General features: G+C 69.9%; 17 protein-coding genes. 9 read left to right on the top strand and 8 right to left on the bottom strand.

Features of this window, described 5'->3' with window-relative positions; translation table 11 throughout:
• Window positions 1-15: 15 nt before the first annotated feature.
• Genes MWU52_RS06680 through MWU52_RS06665 form a run of 4 tightly spaced genes read right to left on the bottom strand, consistent with a single transcriptional unit; the run spans window position 16 to window position 3,766 of the window.
• Window positions 16-1,044, bottom strand: a complete 1,029-nt coding sequence (locus tag MWU52_RS06680; protein ID WP_246950507.1) for a TRAP transporter substrate-binding protein — start codon at window positions 1,042-1,044, stop codon at window positions 16-18.
• 45 nt (window positions 1,045-1,089) lie between these two features.
• The gene (locus MWU52_RS06675) at window positions 1,090-2,418 is read right to left on the bottom strand and encodes a TRAP transporter large permease subunit (RefSeq protein ID WP_246950506.1); all 1,329 of its coding nucleotides are present in this window, start codon (window positions 2,416-2,418) and stop codon (window positions 1,090-1,092) included.
• Window positions 2,418-3,002: a TRAP transporter small permease subunit gene (locus tag MWU52_RS06670; RefSeq protein ID WP_246950504.1), complete on the bottom strand. Its 585-nt coding sequence runs from the start codon at window positions 3,000-3,002 to the stop codon at window positions 2,418-2,420. The genes MWU52_RS06675 and MWU52_RS06670 overlap by 1 nt, the downstream gene beginning before the upstream one ends.
• Window positions 2,990-3,766 (bottom strand): N-formylglutamate amidohydrolase, encoded by a 777-nt coding sequence (locus tag MWU52_RS06665; protein WP_246950502.1) that lies wholly within the window; start codon window positions 3,764-3,766, stop codon window positions 2,990-2,992. Before MWU52_RS06665 ends, MWU52_RS06670 begins: the two co-directional genes overlap by 13 nt.
• Before the next feature lie 121 nt (window positions 3,767-3,887).
• On the opposite strand from MWU52_RS06665, the gene MWU52_RS06660 reads away from it, so the two are divergent.
• The 4 genes from MWU52_RS06660 (at window position 3,888) to MWU52_RS06645 (ending at window position 7,966) form a co-directional block, all read left to right on the top strand.
• Window positions 3,888-4,760 (top strand): MurR/RpiR family transcriptional regulator, encoded by an 873-nt coding sequence (locus MWU52_RS06660; RefSeq protein WP_246950500.1) that lies wholly within the window; start codon window positions 3,888-3,890, stop codon window positions 4,758-4,760.
• Between the two features lie 82 nt (window positions 4,761-4,842).
• Entirely contained in the window at window positions 4,843-6,117 is a 1,275-nt protein-coding gene (locus tag MWU52_RS06655; RefSeq protein ID WP_246950497.1) for a hypothetical protein, read from the top strand.
• Window positions 6,114-6,869 carry a hypothetical protein gene (locus MWU52_RS06650; protein ID WP_246950496.1) on the top strand — a complete coding sequence of 252 codons (756 nt, stop codon included), beginning with the start codon at window positions 6,114-6,116 and terminating at the stop codon, window positions 6,867-6,869. The genes MWU52_RS06655 and MWU52_RS06650 overlap by 4 nt, the downstream gene beginning before the upstream one ends.
• Window positions 6,869-7,966 (top strand): PrpF domain-containing protein, encoded by a 1,098-nt coding sequence (locus MWU52_RS06645; RefSeq protein ID WP_246950493.1) that lies wholly within the window; start codon window positions 6,869-6,871, stop codon window positions 7,964-7,966. Before MWU52_RS06650 ends, MWU52_RS06645 begins: the two co-directional genes overlap by 1 nt.
• 6 nt (window positions 7,967-7,972) lie before the next feature.
• On the opposite strand, the gene MWU52_RS06640 is transcribed toward MWU52_RS06645, so the two are convergent.
• On the bottom strand, window positions 7,973-8,731 hold the full coding sequence (locus tag MWU52_RS06640; RefSeq protein WP_246950491.1) for a sulfite exporter TauE/SafE family protein: 759 nt from the start codon (window positions 8,729-8,731) through the stop codon (window positions 7,973-7,975).
• 38 nt (window positions 8,732-8,769) lie between these two features.
• On the opposite strand from MWU52_RS06640, the gene MWU52_RS06635 reads away from it, so the two are divergent.
• Window positions 8,770-9,552 carry an alpha/beta fold hydrolase gene (locus MWU52_RS06635; protein ID WP_246950488.1) on the top strand — a complete coding sequence of 261 codons (783 nt, stop codon included), beginning with the start codon at window positions 8,770-8,772 and terminating at the stop codon, window positions 9,550-9,552.
• Here MWU52_RS06635 and MWU52_RS06630 read toward each other — a convergent pair.
• The gene (locus MWU52_RS06630; protein ID WP_246950485.1) at window positions 9,534-10,214 is read right to left on the bottom strand and encodes a GntR family transcriptional regulator; all 681 of its coding nucleotides are present in this window, start codon (window positions 10,212-10,214) and stop codon (window positions 9,534-9,536) included. The two genes, MWU52_RS06635 and MWU52_RS06630, sit on opposite strands and share 19 nt — an antisense overlap.
• Before the next feature lie 126 nt (window positions 10,215-10,340).
• Between MWU52_RS06630 and MWU52_RS06625 the strand changes: the two genes are divergently transcribed.
• Genes MWU52_RS06625 through tcuB form a run of 4 tightly spaced genes read left to right on the top strand, consistent with a single transcriptional unit; the run spans window position 10,341 to window position 15,887 of the window.
• Complete coding sequence (locus tag MWU52_RS06625) at window positions 10,341-11,921, top strand: thiamine pyrophosphate-binding protein (RefSeq protein WP_246950483.1); 1,581 nt, start codon at window positions 10,341-10,343, stop codon at window positions 11,919-11,921.
• Window positions 11,921-13,312, top strand: coding sequence for an aldehyde dehydrogenase family protein (locus tag MWU52_RS06620; protein ID WP_246950480.1), 1,392 nt, complete (start codon window positions 11,921-11,923; stop codon window positions 13,310-13,312). The genes MWU52_RS06625 and MWU52_RS06620 overlap by 1 nt, the downstream gene beginning before the upstream one ends.
• Window positions 13,309-14,724, top strand: a complete 1,416-nt coding sequence (gene tcuA, locus MWU52_RS06615; RefSeq protein ID WP_246950478.1) for an FAD-dependent tricarballylate dehydrogenase TcuA — start codon at window positions 13,309-13,311, stop codon at window positions 14,722-14,724. Before MWU52_RS06620 ends, tcuA begins: the two co-directional genes overlap by 4 nt.
• Window positions 14,721-15,887, top strand: coding sequence for a tricarballylate utilization 4Fe-4S protein TcuB (gene tcuB, locus MWU52_RS06610; RefSeq protein WP_246950476.1), 1,167 nt, complete (start codon window positions 14,721-14,723; stop codon window positions 15,885-15,887). Before tcuA ends, tcuB begins: the two co-directional genes overlap by 4 nt.
• On the opposite strand, the gene MWU52_RS06605 is transcribed toward tcuB, so the two are convergent.
• Window positions 15,856-17,013, bottom strand: a complete 1,158-nt coding sequence (locus MWU52_RS06605; RefSeq protein WP_246950475.1) for a CoA transferase — start codon at window positions 17,011-17,013, stop codon at window positions 15,856-15,858. The genes tcuB and MWU52_RS06605 overlap by 32 nt on opposite strands.
• Window positions 17,010-18,560, bottom strand: coding sequence for a tripartite tricarboxylate transporter permease (locus tag MWU52_RS06600; protein WP_246950474.1), 1,551 nt, complete (start codon window positions 18,558-18,560; stop codon window positions 17,010-17,012). Before MWU52_RS06600 ends, MWU52_RS06605 begins: the two co-directional genes overlap by 4 nt.
• Between the last annotated feature and the right edge of the window lie 3 nt (window positions 18,561-18,563).

Genomic DNA, 18,563 nt, shown 5'->3' with positions numbered 1-18,563 from the left:
GCCTCCGGCAACGGGTCAACCGTAGCGATAGGGCCGCCCGGCCTTCTCCATGTCGGCGTTGTACTGCTTGAAGATCTCGACCACCCGGCGCTTGGTGTCGCTCTCGGCGGCGATCTCCTCCCAGAACTCGCGCGCGGCGTTCTCGACCTTGGCCCATTCGCCGTCGGGGATGGAAGTCAGTTCCAGCTTCTCGCCATGGACGCGCAGCCGTGCCTCGCCGCCCCAGTACCAGTACTGGCGATAGTAGTGCGACTGGTCGCAGCAGGCCCGGAACAGCGTCTGCAGATCCTCGGGCAACTCGTTCCACCGCTCCATGTTGGCGAAGAACGACCCGGCCCAGGCGCCCGAGATGTTGTTGGTCAGGAAATAGTTCGTCACATCCGCCCAGCCGACGGTGTAATCCTCGGTGATCCCGGACCACGCGATGCCGTCCAGCTCGCCGGTCTGCACCGCGACCTCGATATCCTCCCATGGCAGGTTCACCGGCACGACGCCGAACTGCGACAGGAAGCGCCCGGCGGTCGGGAAGGTGAAGATGCGCTTGCCCTCCAGATCGGCCAGCGACTGGATCGGGTCCTTGGTGGCGAAATGGCACGGATCCCAGGCGCCCGCGCTGATATGCTTGACGCCGACCTTCTCGTATTCCTCGGCCCAGATCTCGTTCAGGCCGTACTGGTTGAACAGGACGGGCACGTCGAGCGAGTAGCGCGAGGCGAAGGGGAAATAGCCGCCGAACACCGTGACCTCGGTGGGGGACGCCATGGAATCGTCGTCGGACTGCACCGCGTCGATGGTCCCGCGCTGCATCGCCTGGAACAGTTCGCCCGTCGGAACCAGCTGGTCGGCATAGAACAACTCGATCTGCATCCGGTCGCCGGCGATCTTGTTGAAGTTGTCGACCATGCCCTGCACCACGTGCTCGGCCAGCGCAGCCCCGGCATAGGTCTGCATCCGCCAGGTGATCGTGCCTTGCGCCAGGGCGGGCGTCGCCAGCGCGGCGGGGGCGGTCGCGGCCCCCGCGATGAACTTGCGTCTCGTCGTCATGCTTTCTCTCCTTCGTTGGGTTCTCCGGCCGGTTCGTCGGCTCTTCTAGGGCTGCTGATAGACGTGGTCGGGAAGCCAGGTCGCGAGGCCCGGAAAGGTCATCACCAGGGCCAGCGCGAGGACCATCACCGCCACGAAGGGCGTGATGGAGGCATAGATGTCGCGCAGCCCGATCTCGGGCGGGGCCATCGCGCGCATCAGGAACAGATTGTAGCCGAAGGGCGGCGTCATGTACGCGATCTGCGTCGTGATCGTATACAGGATCCCGTACCAGATCAGGTCGAACCCCATCGCCCCCACCAGCGGCACGTAAAGCGGCGCTACGATCACCAGCATCGCGGTGTCGTCGAGGAACGTGCCCATCAGGATAAAGCTCAGCTGCATCAGGATCAGGATCGTCCAGGGCGACAGGTTCAACTGCTCGGTGAACAGCGACTCGATCGCCTTGACCGCGCCCAGCCCGTCGAACACCGCGCCGAAGGCCAGCGCCGCCAGGATGATCCACATGAACATGCAGGTTATGCCCAGCGTGTTGCGGACCGAGTTCTCGAACACCTCGCGCGTCATCCGCCCCTTCAGGATCGCGGCCAGGAAGGCGGCGAGCGCGCCGATGGCCGAGGATTCCACCAGCGACGTCCAGCCGTTGACGAAGGGCACCATCATCGCCGCGAAGATCACCAGCGGCAGGAGTCCGGCACGCAGCAGGCGCAGCTTCTCGGCGCGCGGCATGTCGCGATCCTCGGCCGACAGGACGGGGCCGAGCGCCGGGTTCAACCGGCAGCGGATCGCGATATAGGCCACGAACAGCGCCGCCATCATCAATCCGGGCACGACCCCCGCCAGCCAGAGCTGTCCCACCGGTTGCCGCGCGATCATTGCATAGAGGACGAGCACGACCGATGGCGGCACGAGGATGCCCAGCGACGATCCCGCCTGGATCACCCCCGTCACCATCCGCTTGTCGTAGCCCCGTCGCAGCAGTTCCGGCAGCGCGATCGTGGCCCCGATGGCCATCCCCGCGACGCTCAGCCCGTTCATGGCCGAGATCAGGACCATCAGCCCGATCGTTCCCACGGCCAGCCCGCCGCGCAATCCGCCCATCCAGACGTGGAACATGCGGTAGAGGTCGTCGGCGATCCGGCTCTCGGACAAGACGTAGCCCATGAAGATGAACATCGGCAGCGTCAGCAGCGGATACCACTTCATCAGCTTCATCGCCGCCGAGAACCCGATGTCGAACCCGCCCCGGTCGCCCCAGAGCAGCAGCGCGGCGACCACGGCCACGAAGCCGATGGCGCCGAACACCCGCTGCCCCGTCAGCAGCATCAGCATCATCGACGAGAACATCAGCGTGGCGATCAGCTCATACGGCATCAGGTCGCCTCGCCATCGAGGGTTTCGCCCCGCAGCCGCAGCACGTCCTTGAACAGCTCCGACAGGCATTGGAGCAGCATCAGGAAGAGACCCAGCACCATGACCGCCTTTATCGGCCACAGATACGGGCGCCACGCGGTCGAGGAGCGCTCGGCATGCCCGACCCCCTCGGCCCCGGTCAGAAGGCCGCCGAAGAAGGTGAAGGGCTCGCTGCCGAAATAGCCCAGCGCGTAGGCCGTCGAGCTGATCCCGCCATAGAGCAGGACGCACAGGTAGAAGATCAGGAAGCACACCGTGATCAGGTCGAACCACGCCTTCCGCCGCGCCGACCAGCCGCCATAGAGCAGGTCCATCCGCACGTTCGACCCCATCTGGATCGAATAGGGTCCGCCCAGGACGTAATAGCCGACCATCAGGAACTGCGCCATTTCCAGCGTCCAGAGCGAGGGGACGAAGAACGTCTTCGACACCGACGACCAGAGCAGCACGCCCATCAGCATGAAGATCCCGTACATCACGATGCGCCCGACCCGGCGGTTCGCACCGTCCACCGTGCGGATGAAGCCGTGCATCAGCCTGTGCATCGCACCGCCCCCGCCAGCCCGGTCATCGTAAAGGCCGCCGCCAGCCAGCCGGCCAGCATTCCGGCCATCGCCGCCTGTTGGGCCTTCGTCGCGATCAGGTCGCTGCGGATCTCCAGCATCACGTTGGGATGCCCGCCCGCGACCGCGTGCGCCCGCAACGTATGCGTCACGCCGTCGTCGGGGCCATAGGGCTCGTTCCGCCGCACTACCGCATCGGTATGATCGCCCGCGACGGCCAGCATCGCATCGGCCAGCCGCGCGTCGCTGTCGTGCAGCACACCGATCTCGACCGCGCGCCTCTGGCCGTGGAAGACGGGCGTGAAACTGTGCAGGGTCACGATCACCGGCGCCTCGGCCCGCGCGATCCGGTCCGCGAGCGCCGCGCGGAACGGATCATAGAAGACCCGCACCCGGGCCGCGCGGTCCGCCGCGCTCAGGTTTCGGTTGCCCGGCACGTCGAACACTTCGCTCCGCTCGCGCATCGCGTCGGGCGCATCGGGCGGGCGGTTGCAGTCGTAGACCAGCCGCGACACCGTTCCCGACACCAGAGCCGCGTCCAGCCGCGCCGACAGCCCTTCGGCCACCGCCAGCGCGCCCGGGTCCCAGGCCGCGTGGCTCCGCCGCGCTTCGGTCGACAGGCCCAGGTTCGCGAATTCCGGCGGGATGAACGCGCTGGCATGTTCGCAGACCAGCAGGACGGACGACGTGCCGCCGGGACGGATCACCCGAACCGGCCCCTCCGATAGCTCCGCGTCGCGATGCATCACCGTTCCCCCATGCCCGAAAGGTGCTGATGGTTAACGGAACCTGTCAACAGATTTCTGATAATTCTGTTCCACGAGCGGCGATCCTGATATATTTCCGATCAGAATAAGGGGCCGTGCGATGACAGACGGTGCAATGACCATCTCCGACCGCATCCAGGCGCGGCTCGACGACCTGACCCGGGCGGAGCGGCAACTGGCCCATTCGATCCTCGAGAATTATCCGGCCTCCGGGCTCGGCCCGCTGACGGCGCTGGCCAAGGATGCGAACGTCTCGGTGCCCACGGTCGCGCGGATGGTGCAGAAGCTGGGCTTCGGCGGCTATCCCGAATTCCAGGCCGATCTGCGCGAGGAATTGAAGGCGAAGGCCCGCAACCCCATCGCCCGGCACGACACCTGGGCCGGGGCGGCGCCGTCGGGCCACATGCTCAACCGCTTCACCGACGCGGTGATAGACAACATCCGTCACACGCTGGCGCAGATCGATCCGGACCTGTTCGATGCCGCCTGCGCGCTGGTGGCCGATGCCGACCGTCACCTCTATATCGTCGGGGGCCGCATCACGCACACGCTGGCCGAATACCTGTTCCTGCACCTGCAGGTGATCCGCCCCCGGATCACGCACATCCAGTCGACCTCGAACGCCTGGCCGCACTACCTGCTGAACGTGGAACCCGGCGACGTGTTCGTGCTGTTCGACATGCGCCGGTACGAGAACAACACTCTCAAACTGGCCGAAATGGCCCACGCAAGGGGCGCCAAGCTGATCCTGTTCACCGACCAGTGGCGCTCGCCGGTGCACGGCCTGGCCGACATCACGCTCAGCGGCCGGATCGTCGCGCCTTCGGCCTGGGATTCCGCGGCGGCGACCCTCCTGCTGGTCGAGACAATGATCGCCGCGGTGCAGGATCTGGACTGGTCGGACACCAAGGACCGGATGCAGACGCTGGAGGACATGTTCGACCAGACCCGGCTCTTCCGCAAGTTCACCTGACCGGGCGGGGCCGCGCCGGACGCGGGCGGGGCGGCTTGTCATTGCCGCGGGCGGCGGCCATCCTCGGGGCAGGGGGACGTCCATGACCCGTGACACCAAAGGTCTGCGCCACGCGCGCGAGGTCGAGCATCATCTGGGCTGGCTCGACAGCTTCACCTCGGCGGCGCTGGGCGTTCTGGCGGTCGCGTCGGGGGTCTATACCTATCTCGGCGTCCGCGGCCTGCTGGACGATGGCGGGGCGCTGTCGCTCTTCGCCGCCGTGGCCTACAGCGCTGCCGTCTCGACCGGCATCTTCGTCTTCTGGTCCTATCTGCTGCGACTTCTGCCCGCGATGCGGACGGCGGCGACGCGGCTGTGGCTGCTGCTCGCGATGGCGATCGGGTCGGCGGCCATCGTGGCGATGTCGTCCTGGCTGAACGCCGCCGCGCTGGCCGGATCGGCCGCGGTCGAGCAGCACCTCGCCCGGACGGTGCAGGACTACCAGGCGTCGCTGGAACGCGCGCATGAGGTGACGCTGCAGGGCCAGGCGCTCGGTCTCGACATCGGCCGGACGCGTCAGGGGTTCGAGGACCTGTCCCAGCAGGAGGCGGGCGGCGGCCTGTCGGGGCTCGCGGGGCGCGGGGCGGTGTTCCGGGTGCTGACGCAGAAGTCCGACGAGCTGGCCGCGCTCGAGGCGCTGATCGCCGCGCAGGACGCGCCCGTCGCGGCGGCCTTCGCCGAGGGCAACGCCATACTCAGCCGGATGCGCGCGCTGACCGTCGCGCCCGGCAGCGTCGACGACCGTGCCGTCGAGTTCTCCGAGGAGGCCGTGCGCCTGGCCGGCGTCATCACCACGCTGCGGCAGCTGTCGGTGGCCCCGCTGGTCGACCGGGCCGCGCGCGACCTGGCCGAGTCGGTCGTGCTGCCGCGACTCGACGCTGGCGATGCCGGCGGGCAGGCCGCGCAGCAGGCTACCATCACCTCGCTGCTGGAGGTCTTGGGCCGGCGGGCCGAGACGCTGCAGGCCGCCGCGTCGGAGGTGCTTGCCCTCGAACCCCCGTCCGAGGTGATCTACACCCCGATCTCGACCGCCGACGCGGTCATCCGCTATGCCCGCAACTTCGCGCCGTCCTGGGCGGGGGCCATCGCGATCGACCTGCTGCCGGCGGTGCTGGTCCTGATCGTCGCGGTCGCGCAGGCCGCCATCCGCGCCGGGCGCGACCCCGCCGAACCCGAGGACGCCATGACAGTGGCCGAACTTCGCGCCGCCGTGCTGGCCCTGCGCGAGATGGAGGGGGAGGACCGCACCGGCCCGGCCATGCGCATCCTCGCGGGCGACGACGACGGACCGGCCCCGCCGCGCAAGGCCGCCGAATGACCGATGCGCCGGGCCCGATTGCCAGTCCCGAACGCCGCACGCTGCGCTGGCTGCTGGGCGGGCAACTCGTCCTCGCCGCACTTCTGATCCTTCTGGACCTCGGCCCGATCCTTCCGCGCATTGCCGCCCCGTCGCTTGCGCCCGAACTGGATCGTCCGACCCGGCCCGGCGACCAGACCCGCCGCTATCGGCCCTGGGATCCCGCCCACCCCGGAACCGGTGTCGACCCCGACATGCCCCGCCGCCTGATCGCCGAGGAGGTCGCGGACGAGGCCGGCCCCACGCTGTCGCTGCGCGGCGCGATCGCCGCGGGGGATGGCGCGCGCATCGCGGACGCGCTGCGCCGCACCCGCCCGGCGACCGTCCTGCTGGATAGCCCGGGCGGCAGCGTGGCCGACGCCGTCCAGATCGGCCGCGCGATCCGCGACGTCGGCGCCGGTACGCGGCTGCCCGACGGCGCCGTCTGCCTGTCGGCCTGTCCCTACGTCTTCGCCGGCGGCATGACGCGCAGGGTCGGGGACGCGGCCCGCCTGGGCGTCCACCAGCACAGCTACGGCGCGTCGACGATCCTGCCGGCCCTTCTCGCGGTCGAGGATATCCAGCAGGGCCAGGCCGAGGTCCTGGACCATCTGTCGGCCATGGGGATCGACCTGCGGATCATGGGTCCCGCCCTCGCCACGCCCGCCGACGAGATCTATATCCTGACCCCCGAGGAACTGTCCGAGTGGAACGTCACGACGGCCCAGCTGTGATGCCCGGCCTTCGTGGCGGCCCGCCCGGGACGACGGGCATTCCCTTCCTTCTGATGCGCGGCGGCACGTCGCGCGGCCCCTGCCTGCGCCGCGCCGACCTTCCAGCGGATCGTGATGCGCTGACGGCGCTCCTCCTCGACATCGTGGGCGCGGGGCATCCGCTGAACATCGACGGCGTGGGCGGCGGGGCGTCGGTGACGACGAAGGTGGTCATGCTGTCGCGCGCGGACCGGGACGGCGCGGATATCGACTACTTCTTCGCGCAGGTCGGGGTGGAGGATCGGATCGTCGATTATGCCCCGACCTGCGGCAACATGCTGGCTGCCGTCGGCCCTGCCGCGATCGAGTTCGGGCTGGTGGAGGCCACGGGCCCGGAGACGTCGGTCGTGATCCATGCCGTGAATACCGGCGCGCTCGTCGACGCTCGCATCCGGACGCCGGACGGCATGTCGGATTACGCCGGCGATTGCGCCATCGACGGGGTGCCGGGACGGGCCGCGCCCGTCCTTCTGAACTTCCGCAACACGGTGGGCGCGCTGACCGGCAAGCTGCTGCCCAGCGGGCAGGCGACGGACCGGATCGAGGGTGTCGACGTCAGTTGCGTCGACCTCGCCATGCCCGTCGTCTTCGCCCGCGCCGCCGATCTGGGTCTGAGCGGTGCCGAGACCCCGGCGGAGCTGGATGCGATGCCCGCGCTTCTGGATAGGATCGAGGGGATCCGCCGCACGGCCGCCGCGCGGATGGGCATGCCCGACCCGGCCGCATCGGTCGTGCCGAAATTTGCGCTCCTGTCCCCGCCGCGGCACGGGGGGACGGCGACGGTGCGCTATTTCACGCCTTGGCGGTGTCATCCGACCGTCGCCGTGACGGGCGCGCAATGCACCGCCGCGTGCATCGCCCTGCCGGACACGGTCGCGGACGGCCTGGCCGCGCCGCGTGCCGGGGTCACTTGTGCCATCGAACACGCATCGGGCCGCATCCTGGTGGAGGTGAACCGCTTCGACCCCGATCCTGCGGGGGCGGGGGTCGACATGGCCGTGGTCCGCACCGCCCGCAAGATCGCCGAGGGCCGCGTCTTTCCCCGCCCGCCCGCCTGACATCGGTCATCCCGTCAGGGCGATCCGAAAGAAATTCAGCCCGCCGAACACCGTCAGCACGTCGATGGCCACCGCGTGCCGCCCGTCGCCCATCCCGCGCAGCAATCGCTGGCCCAACCAGTTCCCCGGCAAGGTGGCCAGTCCGCACAGGATCCCCAGTTCGAGCCAGCCATTCCCCAGCATGTCCGTCCCGCCGAAGACCGCCGTGCGCGTCACGTTCATCGCCAGCGCGATCGCCGCGAGCGTGCCGACGAAATAGCGCCGCGACAGACCGTATCCCAGCAGGAACGGGATCAGCAGCATCCCCGCGCCCACCGACGCGCCCGAGATGAAGCCATAGACCCCGCCCGCCCCCATCAGGGACCGCGGCCCCGCGACCACCTGGCGCCGGCGGGCCCAGTGCCGCATCGGAACACTGGCCAAGATGGTCGTGCCCAGCAGGATCGCGACGGTCGTGGCGTTCAGCAGGCCGTAGACCAGCGCCCCGCAGATGACGGCGGGCAGCGCCGTGCCCGCCACCAGCGCCAGGGCGCGCCCGCTGATCGCGTCGCGGTTGAAGAACAGGCGTGCGACCCCGCTCATGGTCAGGGCCACGGCCAGGACGGGCACGACCGGCTTCACGCCGATCAGCTCGGCCAGAAGGATCGCCATCAGGAAGCCGCCCCCGATCCCGGTCGCCCCATGCACGACCGAGGTGACGAAGGCCGCGGCCAACACGCCGGCCAGCACGCCCGGGCCAAGCGCGGCGATGGCGCTTACGTCCATGGCTTGTATCCCCCGATCCGCCGGGCCAGCATGGGGCCATGTTTCGATCCGTCGACGGCACGATCCTGCGGGTCCGGCACCGCGAGGCCGAGGGCCAAGCGCCGCATCTGATGTTCCTGCACGCGCTGGGCACCGGCATCTGGGCCTGGGAAGAGGTCGCTGCCCGCCTGCCGTCCGCCTGGGGGTTCACCCTGCCGGAACTGCGCGGCCACGGGCTGAGCGGCGGCGCGGCCGACGACATGGACGACTTCGCCCGCGATGCGCTGGCGCTGGCCCCCGACAGGGCCTGGTTCGCGGGCCTCAGCATCGGGGGGCAGATCGCGATCCGGGCGGCGTGCCTGGGGCCCGACCGGGTGGCGGGCCTGATCTTGGCCGATACCGCGGCGCGGATCGGGTCGGAGGCGTATTATGCCGCCCGTGCCGAGCGGGTGCGCGCCGAAGGCATGGACCCCGTCGCGGCCGAGCAGATCGAACGCTGGTTCGCGCCCGAATTCGCCCGCCGCGCGCCCGAGATCGTCGCGGGCGCGCGGCATGCGCTGGCCCGGCAGCCGGTCGATGGCTATCTCGCGGCCTGCCGTGCCCTGGGCCGGACGGACCTTTCGGGGGTTCTGGCGCAGGTGACCTGTCCGGCCCTGTGCATAGGCGGGGCCGAGGACGTCTCGACCACGCCGGAGGCGATGGCCGCGCTGGCCGATGGGTTGCCCGCGGGGTCGCATGCGGTGATCGACGGCGCCGGACATCTGCCGCCGGTCGAGCGTCCGGAGGAGATGACCCGCCGCATCATCGAATACGTCGCCGCGCATCACCCGCCGATACCGTAAAGCAGGTGCAGCCGCGCCCGGTGCGCCGCCCGGATATGGGCGCGCGCGGCCGCGTCGGCCGCCCCGGCATCGCGGGCAGAGATGGCGTGCAGGATCGCGGCGTGTTCCTCCATCGCGACCGGGATCCGGCCGGGCATCGACAGGGTCGTCGGGCCGAGCAGAGCCATGGCCCCCGACAGCCCGTCCATGGCATGCAGCAGGTGCCGGTTGTGCGCGGCATGACCGATGGCGTCGTGGAAGATGGCATTGCGTCGCGCGGCCTCGGCCCCGCCATCGTCCTGACCTTCGGGCGGCTGCGTGGCCAGCAGCTCCTCCAATGCGGTGATCTCGGCGGTGCTGGCATGCTGCGCGGCCAGTCCGGCGGCCGTCCCTTCCAGCACCTCGCGCACCAGATACAGCTCGTTCATCGACTGCGGATCCAGCGCACGGACGACCGCGCCCTTGTGGGGCGCGTGCCGGATCAGCCCGTCCTGTTCCAGCCGCTTGATCGCCTCGCGAACCGGGGTGCGCGACAGGCCCATCTCCTGCGCCAGTTCCACCTCGCGGATGCGGTCGCCCGGCTTCAGCCCGCCCGAGACAATGCGCGCGCGCAACGCCTCGTAGGCGCCGGCGGCGCTGGTGGTGCGGGCCGGCCGGTCCGCTTCGGTCCTTTGCTCGGGCATCCCGGAGTCGTTCCTTTCTCTCGCTCAGGCCTGTCCGTACCCGTCCCCGGGCACCACGAAACAGGCTTGCCTCAGATTGAATACATTTGTATCCAATCCCGGACGACTTGGGAAGGAGCTGCACGCGTGAACCTCTCGGATGTCACGGCCGGCTACCTGAAAGCCGCTGATTTCGGCCCCGTCTTCGGCTATCCCGGCGACCCCTCCGTGGGCTTCCTGGAGGCTTGCCGCACGGCCGGGCTCGAATTCGTCCTGGCCCGGCGCGAGGGCACGGCCGGCTTCATGGCCCAGGCGCAGGGCATGCTGACCGGGCGGCCGGGGGTCGTCCTGTCGACCCTCGGTCCGGGGTCGACGAACCTGGTGAACGCGGTCGCGAACGCCCATCTGGACCGCGTGCCGATGGTGGCGATATCGGGCCAGATCGACACCGTCCGCGCGCCGACCTTCACCCATCAGGTCGTGGACCAGCGGGCCCTGTTCGCCCCCGTCGCGAAGTGGGTCGCCGACCTGACCCCCGACACGGTGGGGCACGTCCTGCGCAAGGCCCATGCGGTTGCTGTCGCGCCCCGACCCGGCCCGGTGCATCTGAATATGCACGCCGATCACGTCACGGCCGAGGCGGCGGACGACGCGGTCCAGCCACCGCCCGACGTGACCTATGGCCTGCGGGGTGGGCAGGCCCCACGGACGCGTTTGGAGCGGGCGCGGCGGCCGGTCATCCTGTTCGGCATCGCTGCCATGCAGGCCGGCGCAGGGCCCGAAATCGCGGCGCTTGCCGATCGGATCGGGGCGGCCATCATCGCCTCGCCCATGGCCAAGGGATGTGTGCCCGAAACCCATCCGCGCTTCGCCGGAACGCTGGACATGGCGTGCAACGCCCTGATGTGGGAATTCCTGCGCGCCGCCGACTGCATCCTCTGCGCCGGTTTCGACGCGGTGGAACTGATCAAGCCCTGGCGCGTCGCGGCCCCCGTCATCCATGTCGACGCGGTGCCCAACACCGACCAGATCTATGCCGCCGAGACCGAGATCGTCGGCCCCATTCGCGGCATCCTGGCCGCACTGACGGACGCGCTGCCCGCACGCGATGGGCTGTCCGAGGCCGACATCGCCGCCCATCGCGACGCGCTTTCCGCCGCCTTCGAAGCCGGGCGCGTCGCCGGCGTCCTGAACCCGAGCGACGTCATCCGTCTGGCCCGCGGCGCGATGCCCGAGGACACGATCGCGACGGCGGATGTCGGCTCGCACAAGTTATTGGTGGGGCAGGGCTGGCATCCGACGGCACCTCGCCGCCTGCTGATGACGAACGGGCTCAGCTCCATGGGATTCTCGCTGCCGGCGGCAATCGCGGCCAAGCGGCTGTACCCCGCGGCCCCGGTCCTGTGCTTCACCGGTGATGGCGGCCTGGCGATGGTCCAGGGCGAGCTGCGCCTGGCCGCGACGCTGCGGCTGGGGATCAAGGTCGTGGTCTTCGTCGACAACTCGCTCAACCGGATCGAGCTGAAGCAGATGGCCCGGCAGGTCGCCTCCGTCGGCACCGTCATCGAGGAGACCGCGATCGAGCCCCTGGCCGCGTCGATGGGCTGCAATGGCATCACGGTCGAGACCGAAATCGCGCTGGCCGATGCCCTCGCCGCAGATCCCGGTGACGTCCCGCTGGTGATCGGCGCCCGGATCGACCCGGCGCAATATGCGGCGCAGTTCTGATGCGCGGCGCGAACCTGGTGGCCGGCGAATGGCGCGAGGCGGGCGAAGGATCAATCGACGTCCGCGACACGTTCAGCCAGCGCAGCGTCTACCGGCAACACGTCGCGTCGGCGGGCGACGTGGCGGATGCGCTGACGGCGGCGGCGGATTACGCGGCCGCGCCGATTGGTCCGCGCGACCGGGCCAAGGCCTTGATGCGCACGCGTGACGCGCTGGACGGCAGGCGCGAAGATATGCTGGCGGCCCTGGTGACCGAGGCGGGTTTTCCCATCCGCGACGCGGCCGGAGAGGTCGACCGGGCGCTGACCACCCTGACCCTCTGCGCCGAGGAGGCGACGCGCCTGACAGGCGCGATGGTCCCGACCGAGGTGGCGCAGCCCGGGCGCCTGGGATTCACGCTTCGCGTCCCGGTGGGCATCGTCGTGGCGATCACGCCGTTCAACGCCCCGCTCAACACCGTCTGCCACAAGGTCGGGCCGGCGCTTGCGGCCGGGAACGCGCTTCTGCTGAAGCCTTCGGAACGGACGCCGGGGCCCGCGGCCATCCTGATGGAATGTCTGCTGTCGGCGGGTTGGCCGGCGGGCGCGGCGCAGATGCTGAACGGCGGGCCCGAACTGGTCCAGACCCTGCTCGCCGACGCGCGCCCCGCGTTCTATGCCTTCACCGGCTCGACCGCCGCGGGGGCGGCCATCCATAGGGCGGCCGGGTTGCGGCGCACGCAGATGGAACTGGGCTCCATCGCCTCGACCATCGTGCTTGACGATGCCGCGTTGGACCGCGCCGTCGCGAAATGCACGGCCGCCGCCTTCCGCAAGGCGGGACAGGTCTGCACCTCGATCCAGACGCTCTATGTGCAACGGGGCGTGCACGCGGATTTTCGCGACCGGTTCGTGGAATGCGCCCGGCGCCTCGTGACCGGCGACCCGTCGGACCCGGAGACCGATATCGGGCCGATGATCTCCGCCGAGGCGGCGGCGCGGGCGGTCGACCTGGTCGCCGGGGCGCGGGTGCTGCTGGGCGGAACGGCCGATGGGGCGTTGATGCCGCCGACGGTCATCGAGACCCCCGCCGAGCCCTTCCTGACGCAGGAGGCATTCGGCCCGGTCTGCGCCATCCTGCCGGTCGACGGCCTGGCGGAGGCCATCGCGCACGTCAACGCCACGCCTTACAGCCTCGCGACCGGCGTTTTCACCCGCGACATCGACGCGGCGTTGACCGCGGCGCGGGGTTTGCATGTCGGCGGCGTCCACATCAACGAGGCGTCCTCCTCGCGCCTCGACCTGATGCCTTATGGCGGCGTCAAGGCCAGCGGTTTCGGCCAGGAGGGGCCCGCCTATGCTATCCGCGAGATGTCCGAGATCCGCCTCGTGACCATCGCCGGCCCGGCATGAGCGTCGACGTCCTGATCGCGGGCGGGGGCAACGCGGCGCTTTGCGCGGCGATCTGCGCGGCGCGGGCCGGGGCCCATGTGCGCGTGGTCGAGGCGGCGCCAAAGGCCATGCGCGGGGGCAACACACGCCATACCCGCAACTGCCGCGTGGCACATGATGCCGGTAACGGCATCCTGACCGGACCCTATCCGGTCGACGAATACATGGACGACCTGCTGCGCGTGACCGATGGGAACACGGACCCCGAACTGGCCCGCCTGACGCTTGAGCGGTCGGCCGAGATCTGGGACTTCCTGGAGGCGCAGGGCGTGCGCTTCCAGCCGTCGCTGGGCGGCACGCTGAGCCTCGGGCGGACCAACGCGTTCTTCCTGGGCGGCGGGCGTTCAATGCTGAACGCGCTCTGCCGGATGGCCGAGGATCTGGGCGTGGACCTGCGCTATGGCACCCGCGTGACCGGGATCGAGATCGAGGACGGCTTCTTCCTCTCGGCCACGACCGAGGCCGGGTGGGAAGGCCACGCCCCGGTGCGTGAACGTGTCCCCGCACGGGCCTTCGTCGCCGCCTCGGGCGGGTTCGAGGCCAATATCGACTGGCTGCGCGAAGGCTGGGGCGATGCGGCCGCGAATTTCCGCATCCGGGGTACGCCCTACAACACGGGCGGCGTGCTGCGGACGATGCTGGATGCGGGCGCCGACCGGGTGGGAACGGTCGATCAGTGCCATGCCGTCGCGGTGGACGGGCGCGCGCCGCAATTCGACGGGGGTATCGTTACCCGGCTCGACTGTGTGCCCTTCGGGATCGTGGTGAACCGCGACGGCACTCGGTTCCATGACGAGGGCGAGGAGTTCTGGCCCAAGCGATACGCCATCTGGGGTCGGCTGGTGGCGGCGCAGCCCGACCAGGTGGGCCATGTCGTCATCGATGCGAAACCCGCCGATCTGTTCATGCCCTCGGTCTTCCCGCCCGAGGTCGCCGACACGATCGAGGGGCTGGCCAGGAAGATCGGCCTTGACCCCGCTGCCCTGCGCGCGACCGTTGACGCCTTCAATGCCGCGTGCTTGCCGGGGCGGTTCGACCACACAATCCATGACGATTGCCGGACGGAGGGTCTCTCGCCGCCCAAGACGCACTGGGCGCGGCCGATCACCGACCCGCCGTTCCGCGCCTATACCCTGCGACCCGGTATCACGTTCACTTATATGGGGCTGCGGGTGAACCGCGACGCGCGCGTGCTGTTCGGCGGCGCACCGTCTCCCAACATCTTCGCGGCGGGCGAGATCATGGCGGGGAACGTGCTGGGCCAAGGCTATCTGGCCGGCATCGGCATGACGATCGGCACCGTCTTCGGGCGCATCGCGGGCACGCAGGCGGCGGGCGCGCTGCGCAACGCCCGCGACGGGGTGGCATCGTGACCGACACGCCCGATCTCGCCGCGCTCGCCACCGCCAGCCGGGCCGAGGTGGCCCGCCAGATGCAGATCTGCAATGCCTGCCGATACTGCGAAGGGCTATGCGCCGTCTTTCCGGCGATGGAGTTGCGGCGCGACCATGCGGGCGGAACGGCGGATTACCTCGCGAACCTCTGCCACAATTGCGGCGCCTGCCACTACGACTGCCAATACGCGCCGCCGCATCCGTTCGCCGTCAACGTCCCCGCTGCCATGGCCGACCTGCGGGAGGAAAGCTATGCCCGCTTCGCCTGGCCTTCGGGCCCGGCGATGCTGTTCCGCCGCAACGGGGCGGTCGTCGCCGTGCTGGTCTCGGTTGCCGTCGCGGCGTTCCTGTTCGCGCTTGCGGGGCGCGGCGAAGGCGGGGCGGCCGGCGATTTCTATGCGGTAATGCCGCATGGCGCGATGGTCGCGGTATTCCTGCCCGTCTTCGCCTTCGCGCTGCTGGCGATCGCGATGGGGGTCCGTCGGTTCTGGCGGGCGGCGGGGCCCCTGCCGATCACGCTCGGCGACCTTCGCGCGGCCATGGGCGACGCCATTCTTCTGCGCAACCTGAGCGGCGGCGGCATGGGCTGCATGACGGCGGGCGAGCGGCCCGATCCATGGCGCCGGCGGTTCCATCACTGGACGTTCTGGGGGTTCGCGCTGTGCTTCGCGTCCACGGCCTCGGGCACGGTGCTGCACTATTTCGCGGATTGGCCGGCGCCCTATCCCTGGTATGCGCCGCCCAAGATCCTGGGTGTGCCGGGCGGCCTGTTGCTGACGGCGGGTGCGGCCGGTCTGATCGCCCAGCGCGCGCGGCGGGATCCGGCGCTGCGCATGGCCTCCGATGCGAGGATGGGGGCCGCGTTCACCTGGACGCTGCTCCTGTTGGGCGTGACGGGCCTCGCGCTTTACTGGCTGCGCGCAACGCCGGTGATGGGACCGCTGCTGGCGGTGCATCTGGGGACAGTCTTCGCGTTCTTCCTGACGATGCCCTACGGCAAGTTCGTGCACGGCATCTATCGGACGGCCGCCCTCGTCCGCCATGCGCATGAACAGCGCCAGTCCCGCGTGCCCGAGGCCGAAGCCCCTGTGGAGACACCGGGCCGGGCCGTCAATCCGGGGGCAGGCCCAGCTCGGCCATGATGTCATCGGTATCGGCGCCGAACGCGCTGGGCGGGAAGGCCGGGCCCGGGCGGTGCGTGCCGATGCGAAAGGGCAGGGTGGTCGCCTGTGCATCGCCGTCGCCCAGCCCTGCGAGGAAGCCACGCGCGACCAGATGGGGCAGGGCGATTGCCTCGTCCAGCCTTCGCTGACGTGCGACGGGAACCCCGGCCCGCCGCAAGATGGCCTCCCATTCCTCGGCCGGGCGCGTGGCGAGGGCCTCGCCCAGTTCGGCGGCCAGTGCGGCACCGTTCTTGCGCCGGGCGTCCGCGTCGCGGTATCGCGGATCGTCCAGCCAGTCGCCCCGTCCGATCGCATGGGCCAGTGCGGCGAACTGATGCGCCTCGTTCACGCCGACGCTCAGGATGCCATCGGCGCATGGGAACGAGCCGGCGGCGGGCGAACGGGAATTGGCGGCATTGCCGCGCCGGGTCGGGACGTTGCCCGTCGCCGTCAGATCGGTCACGGTGCTGGCCATCAGGGTCAGACCGGTCTCGAACATCGACACGTCGACCAGGCCGCCGCGCCCGGTCCGCTCCCGCTCGACCAGCGCGGCGCAGATGGCGAACCCGGCGGCGAGCGCCGTGCCGTAATCCATGACCGGCGCCCCGGCCCGCAGGGGGCCGCTTTCGGCGGTGCCGGTCATCTCCATCAGGCCCGTGGCGGCCTGGATGTTCACGTCATAGGCGGGGGTGTCGGCCATCTCGCTGCCACGGCCATAGCCCGTCATCGCGCAATGGATCAGGCGGGGGTTCAACTGCGCCGTTTCCTCAGGCGAGATGCCGAGGCTGCGGGCGGTTTCGGGCAGGTGGTTTTCGACCAGCACGTCGGCGCGGGCGAGCAGGCGGCGCATCGCCTCGGCCCCGCGAGGCGTCTCGAGGTCGAGCACCACCGACCGTTTGCCCGCCGCCTGCGCCAGATAGGCCGTCGAGGCCCCGTGCGCCGCGCGGACGGGGTCGGTGCCGCCGCGATGGCGCATCGCGTCGCCGCGCGGACCCTCTACCTTGATCACCTCGGCGCCCAGGCAGCCCAGCATGTAGGCGCAGGCCGGGCCGGCCAGGACATGCGTAAAGTCGACGACGCGCAGCCCGGCCAGCGGCCCCGTCACGGCGCGACCGCCATGCGCTTGGCCCGCCGCGCCGAGGCGAGGCCGCGAAACGCCGTCACACCGATCCCGATCACGAGGAAGGACGCGGCCACCGGCTCGCGCAGGAAGATGAGCGCGCCGTCATCGCTCAGCAAAAGGGCCTGGCGGAAGCTCTCCTCCATCCGGTCGGCCAGGACGAAGGCGATGACGAAGGCGGCCGGGCTGAACTGCGTCCGCCGCATCGCGTAGCCGACGACCCCGAACAGCAGCGCCGCGCCCACGTCCAAGAGCGAGGCGCGCGCCGAATAGCTGGCCGCCATCGCCGTCAGGAAGATGATCGGGTAGAGGATCCGCTGCGGCACGCGGGCGATCGTCCGGCCGATCAGCGGGCCGCCCCAGTATCCCATCAGCCCGTAGGCCGCGATGCCCAGCAGGCCGGCCGCGAACAGCGCATAGACCAGTTCGCGAGAGGAGAAGAAGTCGCCCGTCGTGTCATCGATGATGATGTTCGTCTCCGAGAAGATCAGCGGCCCGACCTGGATGCCGTGGATCAGGAACACCCCGATCAGCACCGCCGCCACGGTCGAGCCCGGCACGCCCAGCGTCAGCAGCGGAATCATCGACGGCCCCGAGACGGCGTTGTTCGCGGATTCGGGGGCGGCGATCCCCTCGATCACGCCGGTGCCCCAGCGGTCCCCATTGGCCGCGCGGCGCCGCTCCTCGCCATATGCCACGAAGCATGCCACCGAGGAGCCGAGGCCGGGCATCATGCCGATGAAACTGCCCATCAGCGACGATCGCATGAGCAGCGGCAGGAGGCCCCGGAACTCGGTCCAGGTCAGCCGGTCCTGGGCGGCCGAGACGGCAAGCCCGGCATCCAGGACCTTGGCCTTGGCCATGCGCTCGGCCTGGATGATGATCTCGGACACGACGAAGACGCCGATCAGCAGGGGCACCAGCGACATGCCGTCCCGCATGTCGCCGATGCCGAAGGTCATGCGCGGGGTATTGGTGATCGTGTCCAGCCCGATCAGGGCCACGATCGCGCCCAGTACCGTCGAGAGCAGCCCCTTGATCACGCTGTCGCCCACGACCGACCCGATCACCAGGAACGCCATCAGGTAGATCGCGAAATACTCGGTCGGTCCGAAGGTCCGCGTGTATTGGGCGATGAAGACGGCGCCGAAGATGAGGATGATTTCGCCCACGTAATCGCCGAACACGCTGGATACGGTCGCGGTCTTCAGCGCCTTGCCGGGACGACCCGACTTGGCCATCGGGTGCCCGTCCAGCATCGTCGCGGCGCTGGCCGTGGTGCCCGGCGTGTTGAACAGGATCGCGGCGATCGATCCGCCGTAGCGGCCCGACTTGCCGATCACGTAGAGGAACGCGAGCGCCGGCAAGGGGCCGAGGTAGAACGACAGCGGCAGCAGCATGGCAATGGCGGCGCTGGCCGTCAGGCCCGGAAGCGCGCCGAATACGATGCCGACGAAGGCCGCGAGGAAGGTGAAGAACACCGCCTCGGTATTCGAAAACAGCATGGCGAAGCCGCCCAGAAGGTCGGACATGGC

The organism is Jannaschia sp. S6380, from assembly GCF_023015695.1.
Taxonomy (GTDB): Bacteria; Pseudomonadota; Alphaproteobacteria; order Rhodobacterales; family Rhodobacteraceae; genus Jannaschia.
Note: the sequence above shows the minus strand (reverse complement) of the source record. Positions and strands in the feature narration are given on the sequence as shown.

Coding starts and splice junctions, on each gene's coding strand:
- MWU52_RS06665 (WP_246950502.1), bottom strand. CDS start 3,766: ATGCATCGCGACGCGGAGCTATCGGAGGGGCCGGTTCGGGTGATCCGT.
- tcuA (WP_246950478.1), top strand. CDS start 13,309: ATGAGCGTCGACGTCCTGATCGCGGGCGGGGGCAACGCGGCGCTTTGC.
- MWU52_RS06630 (WP_246950485.1), bottom strand. CDS start 10,214: ATGCCCGAGCAAAGGACCGAAGCGGACCGGCCGGCCCGCACCACCAGC.
- MWU52_RS06680 (WP_246950507.1), bottom strand. CDS start 1,044: ATGACGACGAGACGCAAGTTCATCGCGGGGGCCGCGACCGCCCCCGCC.
- MWU52_RS06670 (WP_246950504.1), bottom strand. CDS start 3,002: ATGCACAGGCTGATGCACGGCTTCATCCGCACGGTGGACGGTGCGAAC.
- MWU52_RS06640 (WP_246950491.1), bottom strand. CDS start 8,731: ATGGACGTAAGCGCCATCGCCGCGCTTGGCCCGGGCGTGCTGGCCGGC.
- MWU52_RS06620 (WP_246950480.1), top strand. CDS start 11,921: ATGCGCGGCGCGAACCTGGTGGCCGGCGAATGGCGCGAGGCGGGCGAA.
- MWU52_RS06675 (WP_246950506.1), bottom strand. CDS start 2,418: ATGCCGTATGAGCTGATCGCCACGCTGATGTTCTCGTCGATGATGCTG.
- MWU52_RS06650 (WP_246950496.1), top strand. CDS start 6,114: ATGACCGATGCGCCGGGCCCGATTGCCAGTCCCGAACGCCGCACGCTG.
- MWU52_RS06645 (WP_246950493.1), top strand. CDS start 6,869: ATGCCCGGCCTTCGTGGCGGCCCGCCCGGGACGACGGGCATTCCCTTC.
- MWU52_RS06660 (WP_246950500.1), top strand. CDS start 3,888: ATGACAGACGGTGCAATGACCATCTCCGACCGCATCCAGGCGCGGCTC.
- MWU52_RS06635 (WP_246950488.1), top strand. CDS start 8,770: ATGTTTCGATCCGTCGACGGCACGATCCTGCGGGTCCGGCACCGCGAG.
- MWU52_RS06655 (WP_246950497.1), top strand. CDS start 4,843: ATGACCCGTGACACCAAAGGTCTGCGCCACGCGCGCGAGGTCGAGCAT.
- MWU52_RS06600 (WP_246950474.1), bottom strand. CDS start 18,560: ATGTCCGACCTTCTGGGCGGCTTCGCCATGCTGTTTTCGAATACCGAG.